This window comes from Photobacterium sp. J15, assembly GCF_963870815.1.
GTDB classification, from domain to species: Bacteria; Pseudomonadota; Gammaproteobacteria; order Enterobacterales; family Vibrionaceae; genus Photobacterium; species Photobacterium marinum.
In genome coordinates, this window is sequence record NZ_CAWMUI010000002.1 from 469288 (window position 1) to 487870 (window position 18583).

Here is an 18583-nt window from a genome sequence, read left to right on the forward strand (position 1 = left end):
ATCATTCTGATTTCATCAATATTCATAATGCTTCCGGTTTTTGTAAGTTATTTGACAACGCACGGAGAAACTTCGCGCCTAAGGTGCCGTCACTCACTCGATGATCGGCACTGAGGGTAACAGTGATAGTGTCGGCGATCACAAGCTCCCCGTTTTTGACGATGGCTGCCTGGCGCAGGCGGCCGAAACCGACAATGGCAACCTGTGGCGGATAAATAACCCCGAAGACACTGTCGGAACCACGATCGCCGATGCTGGTGACGGTAATGGTGGCATCTGTCAGCTCCGAGGTTCGCAAGTGACCTGTTCGGCTACGTTCGGTAACATCGCGTAGTGCTTGCATGATAGCGTCAGCTGAAAGTTGATCGACATCGTGAATAGCCGGAATTACCAGACCGCCGTCTCGCAGGCTGATGGCGTTACCGATGTGAATGCCTTTGCCCGGTTCAAACTGATGTTGCTGATAAAAGCCATTGAGAGTCGGAAATCTAGCCAGTGCTTGCGCCGTTGCCTTCAGTAGCAGGGCGAGCAGCAAAATGCGTCCATCAGGCTCACGCTTATCATTTTCTGCCTGAAGCCACTTAACGGTTTTAGTGACATCAATATCGAGCGACAGATAATAATGGGGGATTTCCCGTTTCGATAGCTCCATTGCTGAGGCGATAGCTGTTCGCATGGCTTCCGGGTTGTAATGTTTGCGTTTTTTGCTTTCCGGTCCAGTGATGCCGGCTGCCAGCGGAGTCGAAAATGCTTTTTTTCTAGGTGCTGGCTGTTTAGGGGCGGATTGGCCGGGGTCTGGTAATGTAGAGGCTGGTTTTGCGGCAATTCCTTCAACATCTCTCAACAATATGGCACCGTCCGGCCCGCTGCCTTTTATGGCTGTCAGATCCCATCGGTTTTTTGCGGTTAGCTTCCTGACGACAGGGGAAGCAAGTATCCTTGAAGTCGGCTTCTGACTGGAAGGTTTGGCAAGGTTCTTTTCTGATAAGTCATACTGGGCCGGCTGTTTGGTTATTACTTCTGCTGCCTGTGCTTCTGTTGTTAGCATTTCTTCCTTTGGTAAAGCCTGACTGAGGCTTTCTGCTGATTGCGGAGCTGAGGGGGAACTCGGTGTGATATCGCTCAGCTCTCCTTCAACTTCGAGGCGGGCTAAGACTGTACCGACTGGCAGGGAAACAACCGGCTGGACAAGGATCTGGCTGATTGTTCCGGAATGGTAGCATTCCATGTCTATTGCCCCTTTGTTGGTTTCAATTACGGCAATAATGTCGCCTTTACTGACCTTGTCACCTTCGACAACCTGCCATTCAACCAGTGTTCCGTCGCGCATATCAGCACCCAGTGACGGCATGGTGATATCAATCGTTGTTTTGCCCATCAGCGGCCTTCCATTAATGCTTTGGCGGTGGCAACAATCTGCGGAATTTGCGGAAGAGCGGCCTGCTCCAGGTGGCTCGGGTAGGGGATAGGCACTTCTGCGGTACATATCCGCTTTACCGGAGCGTCCAGGTGCCAGAAGCCTTCCTCCATGATGATGGCACTGATTTCTCCGGCAAGGCTCCCTGTGTACCAGCCTTCATCAATAATGATGGCGCGGTGGGTTTTCGCCACACTGGTCAGCAGCGTCGGTTTATCCAGCGGTCGCAGGCAGCGCAGATCGATCACTTCTGCAGAAATTCCGATTTCCTGAAGTTGTCCGGCTGCTGTCAGGGCTTTTTTCAGGTTTCCACCGTAGCTGATCAGGCTGATATCTGTGCCTTCTTTTCTGACAATTGCCTGCTCCATTGATGCTTCAGGGATGTCGGGGACATCTCCGGATTCATTGAGCAGCATGACATGTTCGAAAATCAGCACCGGATCCGGATTGGCCAGCGCCTGTCCAAGCATGTATCGCGCGTCACAATGGGTCGCCGGACTGAGGACTTTTAGGCCGGGAATATGGGCGTAGAAATTTTCCCAGCTGTGCGAATGTTGGGCGGCAAGCTGTTTTCCGGCTCCGCAGGTCATACGGATCACCAGCGGAACATGAAACTGTCCGCCGGACATATGCCTGAGGGTGGCGGCTGTATTGACGATTTGATCCATTGCCAGCAGGCTGAAATTGACGGTCATGACTTCTACCACCGGACGCATTCCGCCAAGGGCGGCACCAATGCCGACACCGACAAAGCCGGACTCGCAAAGTGGGGTGTCGATAATTCGCTCCGGTCCGAACTGATCCAACAAGCCTTTGCTGACGGCATAACAGCCGCCGTAATGACCGACATCTTCCCCCATCAGAAAAACACGCGGATCCTGACTCAGGGCTTCTTCCAGACCTTCACGAAGTGCTTCCCGGTAGCTTAACGTTCTCGAACCCATGAGCTTGCCCTGTTTATTTTTGTTGAGAATCTGGTTGTGACAAATCTGATTGTGATGAATTTCGGCGCGAAGAGTCGAGTGGTGGTGTGTAGACGTCCCGGTGTAAGTCTTCGATCGGCTCCCAGTCGCTTTCTTCGGCAAAGTGAACGGCGGCGGCGATTTCTGTTTCTATTTCTTTTTCAATCGTTTCCAGTTCGCTGTCTTCAAAGTGACTGTTGTTTCTCAGCCATTTAATAAGCTGGCGAACCGGTCCTTTTTCTTCCCACAGGGTGATTTCTTCTTTGTCACGGTATAGTTGACTGTCAAAGCTGGAATGGCCGCGAAAACGGTAGGTCTGGCATTCAAGCAGGTAAGGTTTTTGCTGCTCCTGAATATAAGCGACGGCATCCAGAGCGGCGGCTTCGACATCAACCACATTCATGCCGTCGACCTGCTCAGAAGCTATACCGTAGCTATTGGCTTTTTTGGCAATGTTGGTTTCGGATTCAGATATTGCCAGTGCTGTTCCCATGGCGTAGCGGTTGTTTTCGCAGATAAACAACACCGGAAGCTGCCATAAAGCAGCAAGGTTTAGGCTTTCGTGGAATTCGCCTTCGGCTACAGCGCCTTCACCAAAAAAACAGGCTGCAATGGCCGGGCGTTGCAGCTTTTTGTTTGCCAGTGCCAGCCCGGTAGCCAAGGGTAATCCGCCGCCGACAATCGCGTTACCGCCGTAAAACTGCATCGGTCTGTCGAACAGGTGCATAGAGCCGCCACGACCACGGCTGCAACCAGTGGTTTTGCCGTACATTTCAGCCATGACACTGCCCATAGTCAGTCCTCGCGCCAGTGCATGGCCGTGCTCCCGGTAGGTGGCGACAATCTGATCTTCGCCGCTGAGCGCACTCATGACACCGACCGCGATGGCCTCTTCTCCGATATAGAGGTGGAGGAATCCGCGGATCTTCTCCTGGGCATAAAGTTCGGCGCATTTTTCTTCAAAGCGGCGGATGCGCAGCATTTGTCTTAGTTGGTGCAGTAGGTGATTTCGGTTGATATGAAGTCGTTCGGTCATTATTCGTCACTCACTATTTTTCGTCACTTTCCAGCGTCGAAATGTCACCTTCAGGCAGGCCGAGTTCACGGGCTTTGAGCAGGCGGCGCATAATTTTGCCGCTGCGTGTTTTAGGCAAATTGCTGCGAAAGACGATTTCTTTCGGGGCAACCGCGGCACCGAGCCGTTTGCGGGCAAAGCCGGTTAATGATTTGAGCAGGGCTTCATCCGGCTCGAATCCCGGCTTGAGAGCCACAAAAGCTTTTACGATTTCTCCGGCGACAGGATCCGGTTTTCCGATCACGCCTGCCTCGGCTACTGCTTCGTGCTCCATCAGGGCACTTTCGACCTCAAACGGGCCAATCAGGTGCCCGGAAGATTTGATCAGATCGTCTTTACGGCCGACGAACCAGAAATAGCCATCTTTATCCTGCATTGCCAGATCGCCGCTTAAATACCAGCCGCCCTCAAAGCAACTGCGATACTTTTCCTCTTGGTTGAGGTAACCACGGAACATGGATGGCAAGCCCGGTTTGAGGGCGAGTTCACCGGCCTGCATCGGTGATGAGATAATATTGATATTACCGTCCTGATCATGCTCGACGATGACGGCCTCAATGCCAGGTAATGGTTGGCCCATCGAACCGGGTTTTACGTCTTCACTGGCAAAATTGGCAATCATGATCCCGCCTGTTTCGGTTTGCCACCAGTTGTCGTGGAAGGGAATGCCGAAGGTTTTATATCCCCAGACCACGGCTTCGGGATTGAGTGGCTCGCCAACGCTGGAAATAAAGCGCAGCGTTGACAGATCATATGGCTGGCAGAGTTCACTTCCGGCTTTCATCAGCATCCGAATCGCTGTAGGGGCGGTGTACCAGACCGTTACTTTGTGTTGCTGCAATAGGCTGTACCAGCGTTCGGCCTCGAATTCGGCCTCATCAATTAGCATGGTGACGCCCAGGCACAACGGGGCGATGATCCCGTAGGATGTTCCGGTAACCCATCCCGGATCGGCGGTGCACCAGTAAACATCGTCAGGCTTAAGATCCAGTGCGTAATAAGCAGATAACATGTGATGGCTAACGGCCTGATGGACATGGACAACTCCTTTCGGTTTGCCGGTCGTACCGCTGGTGAAGTGCAGCAGTGCCATGTCTTCTGGTTTGGTTTGAACACAGGAGAAGTTTGGATCGGCTTCGTCCATTAAAGCCGAAAGGTCGTGGCAGCCGTCATCTTCCACGTTACCGTCAATGATTAAAATAGCCTTTAATTCTGGTAGTTTGTGCCACCAGTCCTTGATCTTTTTGCGATAGAGGCTTTTGGTTGTCAGCAACACATTAGCTGTGCCTATTTCCATTCTTGAGCGGATTGGTTCTGGCCCGAACGCGGAAAATAGCGGAGTAAAAACACAACCGGCTTTGAGAGTGCCGAGGGCGGCGATGTAAAGTTCTGGTTTTCTTCCTGCTAGGCTGAATATGCGAGCTCCGGGTTGCAGCCCTAATGTATTCAGCACGCTGGCAAATCGGCTGGTTAGCTCACTGAGATCACGATAGGTGAAGTCGCGAACCTGATCATCTTTGCTTATCCAACGAATCGCGATTTTATCAGCAGTCTCTGTATTCAGGTGGCAATCAATGGCTTCATAGCAGATATTGAGGCCGTTCTTTGCTGGCAGTCCTTTGGGGGAGGGACCGTTTAGGTTTGAACTGTCAAACTCGCGATAGCAACGGCGGTAATCATCCAGATTTGCTTTAACATCTGAATGTGGCTTTTTTATGATTGAATTCGCCATTGAGCCTCCCAGTGCTAAGCATGATGACAAACGCCGTACCCGCCATAGATTCTGGTATAAGCGTTGCGCTTCTGCTTTCGCAGAGTTGAGAGGCGTATTAATCCCTTTTTTGTTCAAAAACCTCACTGATTTTATCGCGGATCCATTTATGAACAGGATGGTTTTGATGACGCTCGTGCCAGATGCTCCGGATCATGATATCTGGTAGGGGAAACGGGCTAGGCTTTATCGCCAGTCCGTAAAATTGTTCTCCTTGACCAGCAAGTGATTCCGGCAAAAAGCCAATGAACTCCGTGCCGGATATGAGGGGAAGTTGTTGGCTAAGTGTTTCGGTGTACAAGCCGATATTGCGGCGGGGTACTTTTCTGTTCTCGGAATCTTTAGTAGATCCAACTTCAGTGTTGGCATACTGACTGACAGGATCATCTCTCTCCGGAATAAGGCTGGATTTGATATGGGGAGATTGGAAAACGGAAGCTGAATTCCAGTTGTTGAGTGCAGGGTGGTGCTTATCCAGCAGACAGACAAGCTTTTCTTCAGCAAGGCGTTTTTGGCGTAACTTGGGTTTTGCCTGTAAACCTGTTCCGATGATCATATCGAGTTCACCGTTATCAAGCTTTTGGTAGCCGTTGTTGTCTAAGGTCTGAATATCAAAAACGATATCAGGTGCCAGTTTATTGATGGTCCTGAATGCATCAGATAAATAAGCGGCGACCAGAAAATCATGGGTCTGTATTCTGAAGCGGTATTGCACTCGGGATATATCAAAGTCTGGTGGAGTTAGCAAAATATCAATTTCATCCAGAATGAAGCGTAGCTTTCCATCCAGTTCCAGAGCCCTGTCGGTTGGCTCCAGTCCTTTAGCTGTGCGAACAAACAGCGGGTCGTCGAAGACTTTTCTCAACCTGGTAAGGGTATGGCTCATGGCTGATTGGGAGACATTCATTTTTTCAGCTGCTCGACCGACATGATTCTCTTCAAGCAAAGCTCTTAATGATTTCAACAAGTTGAGATCAATTTTAGCAATATTATTCTCATTCATAACTGATATTAACCTTAATCACTATCGCTCATGATGGTGGCCGATTAGGCTTATTTCAAGATTCAATCGTGTTATTGAGAGATTTAAAAATGCTAACTGTCGTAATCGGGCTTTTGTCCGCATTTTTCTTATTTGCTAGCTCCATAAAACTGTTTGGCTGGCAGAAGATGATCTTTGAGAAACAACTGGAATTTTTTTATTCCTACGGACTTAACCGTCAGATAATGGCTTTGGTTGGTACGGTTGAAATGTTTGGTGCAATTACGATCTGGTTTCAGGGAAGCTGGCTTGGGTTGCTGGGGGCGTTGGCATTGTGTGGGACATCGGCTGGTGCGATATTTTTCCATCTGCGTTTTGATACCTGGAAAGACGGTATTCCTGCGATGGTGACACTAACGCTTTCAGTGTATGTGGCTGCAATGTCGATTTACTGGTAGTCAGGACATTTTTTGAAGTTGTCTTGTGAAGAGTGAAGAGTGAAGAGTGAAGAGGAGAGGAGGCAGATAAAATCTCGATGGTGACAGGTACTATGGCTGTCACCATCGCGCAATAGTGATATAGCGTTATGCTTTCGTCAGTGCTTGATTCAGCCACTGATCAAACTGCGACTTCGGTAGCGCACCGTTCAGGGTATCGATCATCTGGCCGTTTTTGAACACCATAATGGTTGGGATACTGCGGATGCGGTATTGAGCGGCCAGTGCTTGCTGGGCTTCGGTATCAATCTTCACAAATCGTGCTGTGCCATCGCGCTCGGTGGCAACATCTTCGAAAACAGGCGCAAAGCCAACACATGGGTTACACCACGGAGCCCAGAAATCGACAACGACAGGTTGTTCACCTTGAATTAAAGAAAGGAAGTTGTCGGCTGTACCTTCTACAGGTTTACCATCAAGAAGTTTTTCTTTGCATGCGCCGCAGGAAGCAACATCTTTTACGCGATCAATAGGAAGGCGGTTCATTGCTTTGCAATGAGGACATCGGGTAGTCATTGTGGTCATTATTGCGTTCCTTTCATATTCGTTTGGCAATAATGTAACGACTACCCCAGTATTATCAAAGTCGGAATAACCGATGAGTTTAATAGGTTATTTCTATTAATATAGTTAATTCTGTAATTTCAGACAGTTATTGGTTAATACGAGTCAGCGTAACGGCAGGTTACCGAACGGTGACGTTTTTTATTGTTTGTTTATATTGGTCTTTGGTTGATTAGTGAATTAGTCCCAGTTCTTTCGCTTCTGCGATGGTTAGGCCGCTTTCACGAATGTCGCGAAGCATTTCAATACGACGTCTTGCTTCTGCCTGTTGACGCTTTGATGGCGAAAGGTTTGAAGCAGTTTCGTCTTTGTAATCCCACTTAGAAGCAACGTCAGCAATCTCAGTGTGGTCGATAGAATTGATAGACACAATTACCTCCTATAGAAACCTTGCGTCGAAATCAACTTATCTTTATCAGACGATTTTGCCGGAGTTAAGATGATAAAATCCAGATTGTGATATATCGCATAATTGTGCAAATTCCATGAAAACATGCTTTGCACCGGAGCCGTTCAAAGGTATCTTTGACAGTTCCCCCCCAGAAGAAATGAAGGGGTTCAGATCAAATTTCCCGCTTACAAATGTTCCGTTTTTGACCTACCGTGAATGAGTCGCTTTTTCTCTCAGATTTAGAGAATAACTGAACTTAAAAATTCTTTATTTTCAGCACCTTGCAAGCTTTGTTGAAATTATTGAGTGAAAGGTAATCAGTTGATTCAATTCGCTATTTTCAAGCTCAATCCTTGGTAGTATCATTCACTGTTCTTATGAAGCAAGAGTCAATCGAACACTGACATTCGTGCATGGAAATTATTCATGTTCCGCCTCATAACCGAATTTAAAAGCCCTGCCATTTTTGGCGGGGCTTTGTTGCTTTTGAGGCTAAAAAACTCAAGCTTTTCCTTTCTCAATTTTACCGAACATTGGCTGTTTTACATTCAGCGGTCCCCCTGCCTCAAGAAACAGAATGAGTAACACAGTGAAAATCGGCATATGACCAACCAGCTCCTCCGTACCTGATAGCAGGAATGTCAGCATAAAGATCATAAGTAGCAATCCATAGATGAGTCTGTTTGCGAGGTTAGTGATCAGCAGTAAACCAAGGATGGCTTCGCTAAGGCCAACGAAAAGTACAAAGTGAAGGTTGCTGACCTGAGGTAAATTCAGAAGCGGGAAGAAGTTGTAGTAGGCATTTTGATCGATAAAGGCCAGAGCCATACCCGGCAGCATGAGTTTGTTGTGGATGCCAAGCTCAAGTAGTTGAAGGCCGAGTCCGATACGGATCAGGTTTACTGCAATGCTGCGCCACTGTTTTTTATGCTGTCCGAGTGATATACAAAATTTGTTGTCGTTATTGTTCAGGCTTGGGCCAATAAAAATCATAGCCAGGCCGACAAATAAGAATTCAAATACATAGTCGAGGGCAATGAAAAACGGGAAGAAAACAAAGAGTCCTAAAGAGGTGAGCACAATCGCAAAGCCAGTCAGGCTGACGGAAACCGCCATCAATACTATTGCAGCCGCCTGAATTAATACGCCATAGATAGCGACCTGAGGTGATAAGTACAGGTTTGGCGCGAGAAACTCACCCATTAACAGGTTGACGGCGAGATAGCAGTTAATGACAAGGATCAACAGATACCACATCCAGGGGTAATCAGAGATAACAGGATGTGTTAATCCTGTTTTCAGGCGATTTGGCAGTAATGGCAGATAACTGACAGTTGTCGCAAACAGAAGCAGGCTTATAGTTGCAAAAACGATAGCAAGGCTGACGGTGTCATAAGGCAATGTGGTTTCAGGGTTGGTGCCATCGGCGATGAACCAGCGCACATGAGCAAAACAATTGCTGCTCAGGCAAAGCGCTATTGGGATCAGTGTGATGGGAAGCCAGCGCCAAATGTTAGTTGTTTGGTTTCTGATCATAAGAGAGCTCCTGATTTCTTATTTGGTGGCTGCCGACGTTTCTTGCTGTTGTTGTATCGGACTGTCATATTCAGTCAGTGTTAACAGGAATGCTTCGAGCTGGTTGAGTTGATAAGGCAATAGTTTTAAAGGCTCTAAGTCTGAGTGTGCGCCGAAAGGGGTTGCTGCCCGGTTATAGTAATGAAGCACTTCATTGAGGGTGGTTAACTGCCCTGAGTGCATGTATGGAGCAGTTTTACCGATATTTCTCAGGCTCGGTACTTTGGTGGCGCTATTAAGTTCATCTCCGTATCTCTTGCTGTAAATGAGTTCTTTACACTCCGATGGATTACTGTCACTGAATATGCCTAGACAATTGAACGGATCAGCAACAGCGAGTTCGATGCCTTTCAGCCGGCCTTTTTCTGCTGAAGGGTGAGGGGTGGGAACCGTTGTGGCCTGAAAGTCGCCATTAGTTAAAAGCGGACCGTTATGGCAGCGTAGGCACTTACCCTGATCACTGATAAACAGTTTCAGACCGGCTACTTCATCAGATGTCAGGAGACTTATGGCTTCGCCGATAGTTCTGTTGGTTGCTGTGCTGATTTGATCGACAAAGCGATCAAATCGGGATTCAGTGGGCCACAATGTTGCCTGGTAAGCGGCCAGTAGTTTTCCGATATTGCTGAAAACACGATTAATGGCTTGCTGTATATGAGGCGGTATCTGTTGCCATGTTTGTTGCTCTTGCGGGTACTGACTTAAAGGTGAGGCTTGCGCGGGTAAATCTGCGCTTATCAGCTCATAGGGGAAGCCTCCGAAGACCTCCTGATAGAGTTCAGGGTAACGGCTCAGTACATACTGGACATATTGGGTGCGTGTACCGCCATGCTCGATATGGTTTTCAAGTGGAAGTAGCGCCTGTGCCCATAGACTATCTGCTCGACCATCCATCATAAACCAGCTGAAACTGGCGACGCCGAGTAACGTCGGAACTTGTTTATCCAGTGTGATCTCACTGTCTGAAGGCAGAGAGAAGTAATGCTCAGGTTGATGACAGCTCACACAGGCAATCTGTTTAGAGCGGCTTAATCCGGTATCAAAAAAAAGAAACTTTCCCAGTATTTCAGCTTTGGGGTTGTGTAACAGTTTGTTTGAATCATCCTGAACTATGTTTCGAGGTGGTAGGCGTAAGTTGTTAATTATCGCCCGCTCTGTTTCCGTTAAGCTAACGGTGCTTGTTTTTTGATTGTATAAAACGACATAAACAAAAGTTACGCCGATAAATAAGCTAAGACATAAGATAATTTTATTGGCTGTTGGCATGGTCTAACTCAAACTCTATTCGATACGTTATCGGAGTATCCGAATCGATTAGCTCAAGTAGCCATTTCCCGGTCATATTAAATTTAACGCCATCAATGATATATTGCCCCGGCTGACCTTCACTGATTAGTTTAGGTTTGGTCGGCAGCCCATGTCGATGTTCAGGCATCCCACCTTTAACGTCGAAACGTAATCCTTGGACGGGGGTGCCATTTGTATCATTGATGGAAACAAACCATTGGTGAATCTTATTGAGAACTATTGGTTTTTCGGCTGGTTCGGCTGTGATTGTATAAGAGGCGTGTTGTACGGTTACTGGAAACTGTGTTGAAGCCTCCGAAAGTAAAGGTATCAAAAAAATAAATAACGACGAAACACCCTTACTTGTACTAATCACGACAGCCTAGCCTTTTTATTATTAATAATTGAAGTATTGTCTTATGAGGGGCTGGATCAAGTTCATTATCAAGAATTAGCGGAAGATTCATACTAACGAAAGATTTATATAAAGGTACAGAACATAACTCTGTTGTTTTCAATGAGTATTGTTTTTACTTTCAATATGAAATGGATTTATTTCTCATCGTTATTTGGTGAATGAATCCAATTTAGGTAACAGAAATAATAACGGCGACAACGATGTCGCCGTAGAAAAAACAAAATGTTCTGATTAGCAGCCCCACCTCAGTGCCGGAGTGTGAACCGGTTTATCCCAGAGAGACAACATTTCATCATCGGCGTTAAGTATTGTTATTGATACCCCTTGCATATCCAGTGATGTACAGTAAGCGCCAATCAGGTTGCGCTCTATGCTTAGTCCATTCTTTTCCACAATTTCGGCGACTTTACGGTAAACACAATACAGTTCAGAAAGGGGGGTGCCACCAAGGCTATTGACCAGAACGATTACATTATCGCCTTGAATCAGCGGTGAGGTTGTCCACTTTTCTTCAAGCCACTCGCCCTTGTCATTATCCCAGCGGCGGACATCTCTTTCATAGGGCGTGTTATCAAGCAGGCGTTCCATCATTTGAGTTACCATGCTGTCACTGTCTGTGAAGGGCATTCGTTTGATGCCGGGTTCACCATGGATTCCGATACCAAATTCAACTTCGTTATCAGCCAGCGTGAAGCCGGGGATGCCTGCTGCCGGAACCGTGCATGCCGCAAGGGATATTCCGATAGAACGCGTGTGATTGGTGATTCTTTTGGCAAGCTTGCTGCATTCATCAAGGCTGTAACCTTGCTCTGTTGCAGTCCCGAGTATTTTTTCAGCCAGAACGGTCCCTGCAACGCCACGGCGCCCGGCGGTATAGAGGCTATCTTTTACCGCGACGTCATCATCAATTAGTGCAGCCTGGACTTTAAAACCGTCTCCGTGAAGCAGTTCGGCGGCGGTTTCAAAGTTCATGACATCCCCGGTGTAGTTTTTGACCAGAAACAGTATGCCTTTACCGCTCTCGACCTGTTTGGCACATTCATACATTTGATCCGGTGTCGGTGAGGTAAAAACTTCACCCGGGCAGGCTCCGTCTAGCATTCCGAGGCCGACAAAGCCGCCGTGCATTGGCTCGTGACCGCTTCCGCCGCCGGAGATGAGTGCAACTTTGGGATTGGCTGGTTTTTGTCTGGAGATATAGAAAGGATCCAGGCTGACGATAAGATCCGGATTTGCTTTGGCAAAACCTTTAAGTTGATCTGAAACGACATCATCAACCCGGTTGATCATTTTTTTCATGGCAAGGGCCTTCATCTGTCCAAACGTTTGTCTGTTTATGTTAGTAGACGGTGGCTGATTTTCCGTATCAGGCTTTGTTATGTGAGCCAATAGTGGTTAAAGCTTCCGAACATAAATGGGATCTCATTATTACTGAATGTTCTCATCAGTAATATTTTTACTTTGTTTTCTTCTGCTTGTGGTATCTGAATGAATGGTTTTGGCTACGCTATGACTATGTGATGAATAATCCCAACGGAGTAGCGCTGGCTGTGCTGAATGAAACAGTATTAATAGCGAAGAAGGTATGTTGAATGTGCTGCTGAGAAGTGCCGTTATCATGCCGCTGTTTGTATCACTCCTTGGGGGTGGAAGTGTTTCTTGCGTGGCGGCTGAAGCAGGACAGAGTCATTATTGGCCGGGAAGTATTGCTTCGGTGATTGATCGTGCTTCGCCTTCAGAGTCTTTGGTTATAAATGTTTCTACAAGACGTCATGAGGGCAGAGTGAGCCATAATGGAACACCTGTGCCTCTTGGCAGGTTTCTAGCAACGGATGTTGATATTGAATCTGAAATGCTGGCTGTTGCAGTGAATTGGAATCCGGGGCGGGAGATTGCCGAAGATTGGATGTATTCAGCAGGGATGAAGATCCCTTATATTTCGCAACAGGTAACAGCAACGATAGGGAGTGGAAATTCAGGCGTTCGAAAGAGTGATAAAGATAGCGGAGCCGGGGATATTCTTTTGTCACCCTTGATGTTGTCATACGCTGTCAACAGAACGTGGTGGGGGGATGTTCGCTTTAATATTTATGCTCCGACCGGACGTTATGATGCCGAAAGCCTGGCTAATACCGGCACTAATTATTGGACGTTCGAGCCCATTGTTGGCCTGGTTCATATTGAGCCTGCGGTTGGCCGGGAGTTTTCGTTGTTTAGCGGTATGGCAGTTAATACCAGGAATACGGATACGGATTATCACACCGGTGCTCAGTTTCATCTGGCGTCGACTTATGTCCAATACGCTATCTTACTTGGTGGTTTTACCGGAATCGGTGTGAGTGGTTACTTGTTTCGCCAGCTTAGCGGAGACAGTGGTTCCGGTGCCAGTGCAGGCGACTTTAAAAGCCACGGAGTTGGGCTCGGTCCTGTACTTAGCTACCGAAGCTGGTGGGGGGGGGCAGCTATTATGGCTGAGCTGAAATGCTTTTACAGTGTTGAAAACACCAGATCGCCGGATGGTAATCATTTCTCATTGAAGTTCAGCATGACCTATTAAGATTGCAGGTAGTCAGCTCTAAGAAAAAGTAGTGGTGATGATTTGCTGCCTGCAATCTTCCCTATATATCTAAGTAACCTAAATTTCTTTCTGTATATATCTGAAAATCGCAGTGTGAAGCGGTTATTACTTCTGATATTTGAAGCACTTCAGATTTATATAAGTTGAATTATTTCAATAAAACTTTCTGTTGCTAGTCTGGATAGTAGATGCATTCATTATTTGGGTCGAAATACATAAGGTCAGTTTTTATTGGGGTGGAAGCAGATTAATAAATCAAGGAGATAAGATGAACGGAATCTCGGGGCTACAGGTCGATCTTCGCCAATTGATAATTGCTATGGAGGCGGCGGTTTCATTGGTCGGTATGGATGACAGGAACCATGGTAAACGGGTAGGCTATATTGCCAGTCAGTTAGGAAAACAGCTGGAATATAGTGATGAGGCTATAGCATTTGCATTTGAACTTGGTTTATTGCACGACTGTGGTGTATCGACTGCACAAATGCATTCCTACCTTGTTAATAATTTCAACGGAAATGATGCTCAAATACACTGCGAAAATGGTCACCGTTTATTAAATGGTTTCAAACCATTAGCTAAATTTGCCACGCCTGTGCTTTACCACCATACGCCATGGGAAGATCTTGAGAGAACAGATGTCAGTGCTCAAGTTGCTTTAATGGCAAACCTGATATTTATTTCCGATCGGATTGACGTTCTAGCGGCTACTCACAGTGAAACAGATTCATCCCCGGTGAGTGAAAAAGTCGTCAGTTCTATTGCCAAATATTCCGGAACTTATTTTGAACCGTCATTTGTGTGGGCGTTTAAACAAGTCGCCAAATCAGAGGTCTTCTGGACAGCATTGGAGGAGCGCCATGTCACTTGTTATACAAGGGATATGGGGCAATTTGATAATAGTCGAACTTTAAATATCCCTCAGCTTAAACAGTTCGCATTACTTATGGCTGATATTGTTGCTCAGAGAAGTCCGTTTACTGATCTCCATTCCGTGAGGGTAGCAAATTTGGCGAAATACTTGGCGGTCTCCCTTGGGTTGGTTAAAGAACGGTGTGAAAAGATTGAAATTGCCTGTCTGCTACATGATCTCGGAAAGCGTTATATACCTGATACCATTGTTGAGCAGCCGGGAACCTTAACCGACAGCGAATGCGCTTTCATGAAACAATGCAGCTACGAAACCTATGAAATTTTAAGGCATGTAAATGGGCTTGAAGATATAGCTAGCTGGTCTGCATTTCACCATGTCGGACTGGATGGAGTTGGACACCCGTTTTACCCCTATGAAAAAGATTCAAGTATTGAAGCCCGGATTATTGCGGTCGCAGATGTTTTTCAGGAATTGGTACAGGACAGGATGTATCAGGAAGGCATGTCATTAAATCTGGCTATTGATAAGCTGGACGACTTAGTTATCAAAGACAAGCTTGATAGCAAAATTGTAATTTTACTCAAGCAACATGCAGATGAATGTTTTGACCTTGCTAAGGGGCAGGAGTTGGCTCAGTGTGAAGGTTAATACGTTATTGAGAGTTTTAACATTATCCATTGAGGAGCCAGTCATTCATTTTGAATGAGTTTGGTAGTTCAACATCTAATAAGGGCCGTAATTGGATGTACGGCCCTTATTTTTAATGGTGTGCTCTATGTTCTCTATCAGAGCGAATGACAGAGGTTTGTCAGCTCTTGAGGTGAGTGAATAACATAATCCGGTTTTACCGACCATCTGTCAGGATTGGCTCCGCTATAGGCCGCTGCGACTGAAATAACATTGGCATTCTGGCCTAGAGCTGCATGAAGGTTGCGAGCGAACTGAACATCCGCTTCATGATCACCGATATACATTAATGTTTTATTTGCTGGGGTATCGAATATTTGTTCCAGGCAAATAAGGCCACCTTCCGGTGATGGCTTTTGGCTATGGCTTGGGACATCATCGTATCCCACAACGGCTTTAAAAAAGTGTTCAACCTGAGAGTCGGCTAATACGTTATAGATGTTTTTTGACGAGTTCTGAGAGCAGATCCCATGGGGAACGTCAGCAAGGCCGCGAACAGCATCGTCGATACCAGTGAACAACCTTACTGGTGTGGTATTCGCTAACTGATGCTCTGCCCATAATGAACCGGCAGTCAGCATTTCCTGCTCGGTCATGCCGTAGTATTTAATATAGAGTTCCTGCCAGTTTTTGGCTGCGTGATTTGCTTGATGGTAAGCCGTTTCACTGCGTAAATAATGAGGAAGGTTATCACCGGTTAAATGCGGGGCAACAATCGATAAAATATTTTTGGTGATATCAATATTTTTAGGCACCGAGTTAACTATAGTTCCATCATAATCCCAAAGGATTGCATCCAGTTTCATTATTCCCTCGTTTTATTTGTTCTGATAGCTCTAAAAAATAAAGAAGATTGAACCTGTTGAACAGCCTAAAAGTGTTCATCAGTGGAAACAGTGAATCCTCATTGAATATGCGCAATAGGACTATTGGCTGGATTAATTGAGACAGGTTCAGTTTCAGGTTCGATATTTACCATTTTTTGGCGTACCTGCACCGTGTGGTGACAGGGGGCTCAGAGCTACACTGATTGCGTTATCAGAAACGGATTCAGAGAGAGCCGAGCTATGTATACCTTCAGAAAACAAACTGTCGCAGTAATTGGTGCAACCGGGCAGGTTGGTACGCCTTTAACAAAGAATTTATTGTCATTAGGCCATGATGTGCTTGTTCTTACCCGAAGCCTAAACACTGAAAAGATAAGTGAATTTCAGGCTTTGGGTGCCAGAGTGGTAGAAGTGAAGGACATGATGGATGTCGATCTGATGGCGACAACATTGGCAGGTGTCGAGACTCTGATCTGCGCCGTTCCCGGTTCAAAATATATTGTTACCCAAGCAGAGCCGTTATGGTTAGATGCTGCGGTAAAAGCTGGTGTGAAGCGTTTTGTACCGACTGAATTTGGTGCTCATACCCGTGGTTTAGAACTGGGCGATGGGGTTATCTTTGACCATAAGAAAGCCCTGCATCAGAAGATCTTTGAGTCTGGCCTAAGCTGGACATTCTTTTACACCGGCGGGATTTTTGATTACTTCCTGCCTAACCTGCGCTTTTTCAGGAAGATCACAACGTTTGGTGATCTCGATATTCCAATTTACACCCACCACATCAATGATATCGGCGCAGTTGCGGCTATGGCATTAACTGACGACCGGACAGTAAACCGCTGTGTTCAGCTGGATTTTAATGTGCTTAGCCAAAATGAAATGCTGGAGCAGATTGAAGCTAATTTTCCTGACTATGATTTTGAGTATGAACACTTCTCATCTGAGTTTATTACTGAGGCCCGTAATACTGCTGGTGATGAAGTGACTGCGAAGAAGGGCGCGGAAACCGATCGTGAACGTTGGGGTATTAATTACGTCATTTATGTGATCGGTAAGCTGGCCTCTTTCACCGATGAAACCCTTGGTACAGCAGAATTGTATCCGGAATATCAGGTGAGTATGACGCCGGAGCAGGCTTTGGCCGATCCTGACTTTGTTTTTGAGAAATAATCAGAGTCATTATTCCGCTTATCTATTTTTATACTCCTTTGACCATGGGGGATTCAGCTTCATGGTCAAACTAATCCCGCCCATATATTGAAGTACCAGTCATGAACACTTGGGTTTGCTTATTACCCCCAATTATTGCTATTACTCTTGCTATTACGACACGACAGGCTCTGTTATCCATCTATTCTGGTGTGTTAATCGGAGCGATTTTATTAAAAAGGGATTTACTGACAGGCATCACCATGAGCTTTGATGCGGTGGCTCAGACTTTTAGCTCAGAAAGTACAGTAAAAAGTCTGATCTTTATTTTGGTGATCGGTGCCATTATTAACGTTCTTCGCCAGTCGGGGGCGGTTAGTCAGGCCATCCTGATGCTGACTGAGCAGAAAAAGTGGGTTAACACACAGCAGGGAGCTCAGATCCTGACTTTTCTGATGGGCTTTCTGATGTGTCTTGAAGGGATTGGTTCGATGATGATGGTCGGTTTAGTTGGTCGGCCGTTGTTTGCCCAACAGCATTTGTCGAAGGAAAAACTCGCTTATGTGGCTAACAGTACCGGTGCTCCTTTAGCCTGGTTGCTGCCTGTTAGCGGGGCTGGAGTGTTTTTAGCCAGTCTGCTTAATGCGCAGGTTGAACAAGGTGTCCTTTCGGGGCAGTCAATGGCCTACTTGTTTGACGCTATTCATTATCAGTTTTATACCATCCTGGTTTTGTTGTCTGTTCCGGTATTAGCGATATTCAGGCATGACTTTTCGTTAAACATTAACAGGGAAAGAACTCAGAAAGAACGGGAAAGCACCGACGCTGAAAAAGCAACTATTAGTGTTGTTACGGTGATGATGTTAATGATGCCGATTGCAATTCTGCTGGGTTCTATATTCTTGATAATGACAACGACCGGAAACGGGAATCCGCTCAAAGGAACTATTAGTGATGCTATTTATTGGAGTGGTTTCATCACATTGATTGGTTCAGGCTTTATATATCGCTTAGCGGGTGTTGTGTTCGGTAAGTATATGGCATGGGTAATGGAGGGGTTTAAACAAATATTGCCAGCTGTTGTCATTCTGGTTCTGGCTTTTACCCTAAGCCATATCATAGGGCTGTTAGGTACAGGGCATTACCTCGCTGGTATGCTGGCGACTAATTTTCCATTTTGGTTTATGCCTGCCGTCATATTCCTGGCTGGAATTGTGATTTCATTTTCTACCGGAAGCTCAGGTGCGACAGTGAGTATTTTGACGCCAATTGTTATTCCGATGGCAATGAGCCTTGGACTTGAAGTGGCGCTAGTGATTGGTGCATTAGTATCGGGAGCCGTTTTCGGTGATCAAAGCTCGCCGATTTCAGATTCGGTTATTGTGGCTGCATCGGCGGCTGATTGTGAGCCAGAGCGGCACTTTAGAACGCAACTTCCGCTGACACTGAGTTTTGCGGTACTGTCATTCACCGGATACATCATTGTCGGTTCAATGGGCTAGGGACACCTTAATAACTTGATGCTCATC

At 46.4% G+C, this 18583-nt stretch carries 17 protein-coding genes; 5 read left to right on the forward strand and 12 right to left on the reverse strand.

Translation table 11 applies throughout. From position 1 onward, the window contains the following. Positions 1–22: 22 nt before the first annotated feature. From AACQ93_RS18960 to AACQ93_RS18980, 5 genes are all read right to left on the reverse strand, one after another. Entirely contained in the window at positions 23–1378 is a 1356-nt protein-coding gene (locus AACQ93_RS18960) for a dihydrolipoamide acetyltransferase family protein (protein WP_064607771.1), read from the reverse strand. Then, complete coding sequence (locus AACQ93_RS18965) at positions 1378–2361, reverse strand: alpha-ketoacid dehydrogenase subunit beta (protein WP_064607773.1); 984 nt, start codon at positions 2359–2361, stop codon at positions 1378–1380. The genes AACQ93_RS18960 and AACQ93_RS18965 overlap by 1 nt, the downstream gene beginning before the upstream one ends. Before the next feature lie 13 nt (positions 2362–2374). Continuing rightward, a complete protein-coding gene (gene pdhA / locus AACQ93_RS18970) occupies positions 2375–3415 on the reverse strand; it encodes a pyruvate dehydrogenase (acetyl-transferring) E1 component subunit alpha (RefSeq protein WP_064607775.1) in 1041 nt (346 codons plus the stop codon). A 13-nt stretch (positions 3416–3428) separates the two neighbouring features. Further along, positions 3429–5186, reverse strand: coding sequence for an acetate--CoA ligase (gene acsA, locus AACQ93_RS18975; RefSeq protein ID WP_064607777.1), 1758 nt, complete (start codon positions 5184–5186; stop codon positions 3429–3431). A 97-nt stretch (positions 5187–5283) separates the two neighbouring features. Next, positions 5284–6228: a LysR family transcriptional regulator gene (locus AACQ93_RS18980; protein ID WP_064607779.1), complete on the reverse strand. Its 945-nt coding sequence runs from the start codon at positions 6226–6228 to the stop codon at positions 5284–5286. 89 nt (positions 6229–6317) lie between these two features. Between AACQ93_RS18980 and AACQ93_RS18985 the strand changes: the two genes are divergently transcribed. Beyond that, on the forward strand, positions 6318–6665 hold the full coding sequence (locus AACQ93_RS18985) for a DoxX family protein (RefSeq protein WP_064607781.1): 348 nt from the start codon (positions 6318–6320) through the stop codon (positions 6663–6665). A 126-nt stretch (positions 6666–6791) separates the two neighbouring features. On the opposite strand, the gene trxC is transcribed toward AACQ93_RS18985, so the two are convergent. The 6 genes from trxC to dhaK form a co-directional block, all read right to left on the reverse strand. Then, positions 6792–7229, reverse strand: coding sequence for a thioredoxin TrxC (gene trxC, locus AACQ93_RS18990; RefSeq protein WP_064607783.1), 438 nt, complete (start codon positions 7227–7229; stop codon positions 6792–6794). Positions 7230–7440: 211 nt separating this feature from the next. Then, on the reverse strand, positions 7441–7638 hold the full coding sequence (locus AACQ93_RS18995) for a hypothetical protein (RefSeq protein ID WP_007464005.1): 198 nt from the start codon (positions 7636–7638) through the stop codon (positions 7441–7443). 522 nt (positions 7639–8160) lie between these two features. Further along, positions 8161–9195, reverse strand: a complete 1035-nt coding sequence (locus AACQ93_RS19000; RefSeq protein WP_064607785.1) for a hypothetical protein — start codon at positions 9193–9195, stop codon at positions 8161–8163. 18 nt (positions 9196–9213) lie between these two features. Continuing rightward, positions 9214–10500 carry a cytochrome-c peroxidase gene (locus AACQ93_RS19005; protein WP_064607787.1) on the reverse strand — a complete coding sequence of 429 codons (1287 nt, stop codon included), beginning with the start codon at positions 10498–10500 and terminating at the stop codon, positions 9214–9216. Next, positions 10484–10897, reverse strand: a complete 414-nt coding sequence (locus tag AACQ93_RS19010; RefSeq protein WP_232323362.1) for a FixH family protein — start codon at positions 10895–10897, stop codon at positions 10484–10486. Before AACQ93_RS19010 ends, AACQ93_RS19005 begins: the two co-directional genes overlap by 17 nt. 273 nt (positions 10898–11170) lie before the next feature. Further along, positions 11171–12238 (reverse strand): dihydroxyacetone kinase subunit DhaK, encoded by a 1068-nt coding sequence (gene dhaK / locus AACQ93_RS19015; RefSeq protein ID WP_064609618.1) that lies wholly within the window; start codon positions 12236–12238, stop codon positions 11171–11173. A 295-nt stretch (positions 12239–12533) separates the two neighbouring features. Here dhaK and AACQ93_RS19020 point away from each other — a divergent pair, with 295 nt between their 5' ends. After that, on the forward strand, positions 12534–13496 hold the full coding sequence (locus tag AACQ93_RS19020) for a SphA family protein (protein ID WP_198160202.1): 963 nt from the start codon (positions 12534–12536) through the stop codon (positions 13494–13496). 289 nt (positions 13497–13785) lie between these two features. Next, positions 13786–15039 carry an HD-GYP domain-containing protein gene (locus AACQ93_RS19025; RefSeq protein ID WP_064607792.1) on the forward strand — a complete coding sequence of 418 codons (1254 nt, stop codon included), beginning with the start codon at positions 13786–13788 and terminating at the stop codon, positions 15037–15039. 137 nt (positions 15040–15176) lie between these two features. On the opposite strand, the gene AACQ93_RS19030 is transcribed toward AACQ93_RS19025, so the two are convergent. Further along, positions 15177–15884 carry an HAD family hydrolase gene (locus AACQ93_RS19030; protein ID WP_064607794.1) on the reverse strand — a complete coding sequence of 236 codons (708 nt, stop codon included), beginning with the start codon at positions 15882–15884 and terminating at the stop codon, positions 15177–15179. 261 nt (positions 15885–16145) lie between these two features. Between AACQ93_RS19030 and AACQ93_RS19035 the strand changes: the two genes are divergently transcribed. Together AACQ93_RS19035 and AACQ93_RS19040 are read left to right on the forward strand one after the other, a co-directional pair. Then, positions 16146–17075 (forward strand): aromatic alcohol reductase, encoded by a 930-nt coding sequence (locus tag AACQ93_RS19035; RefSeq protein ID WP_064607796.1) that lies wholly within the window; start codon positions 16146–16148, stop codon positions 17073–17075. A gap of 101 nt (positions 17076–17176) precedes the next feature. Beyond that, positions 17177–18556 (forward strand): Na+/H+ antiporter NhaC family protein, encoded by a 1380-nt coding sequence (locus AACQ93_RS19040; protein ID WP_064607798.1) that lies wholly within the window; start codon positions 17177–17179, stop codon positions 18554–18556. The last annotated feature ends 27 nt before the right edge of the window (positions 18557–18583 follow it).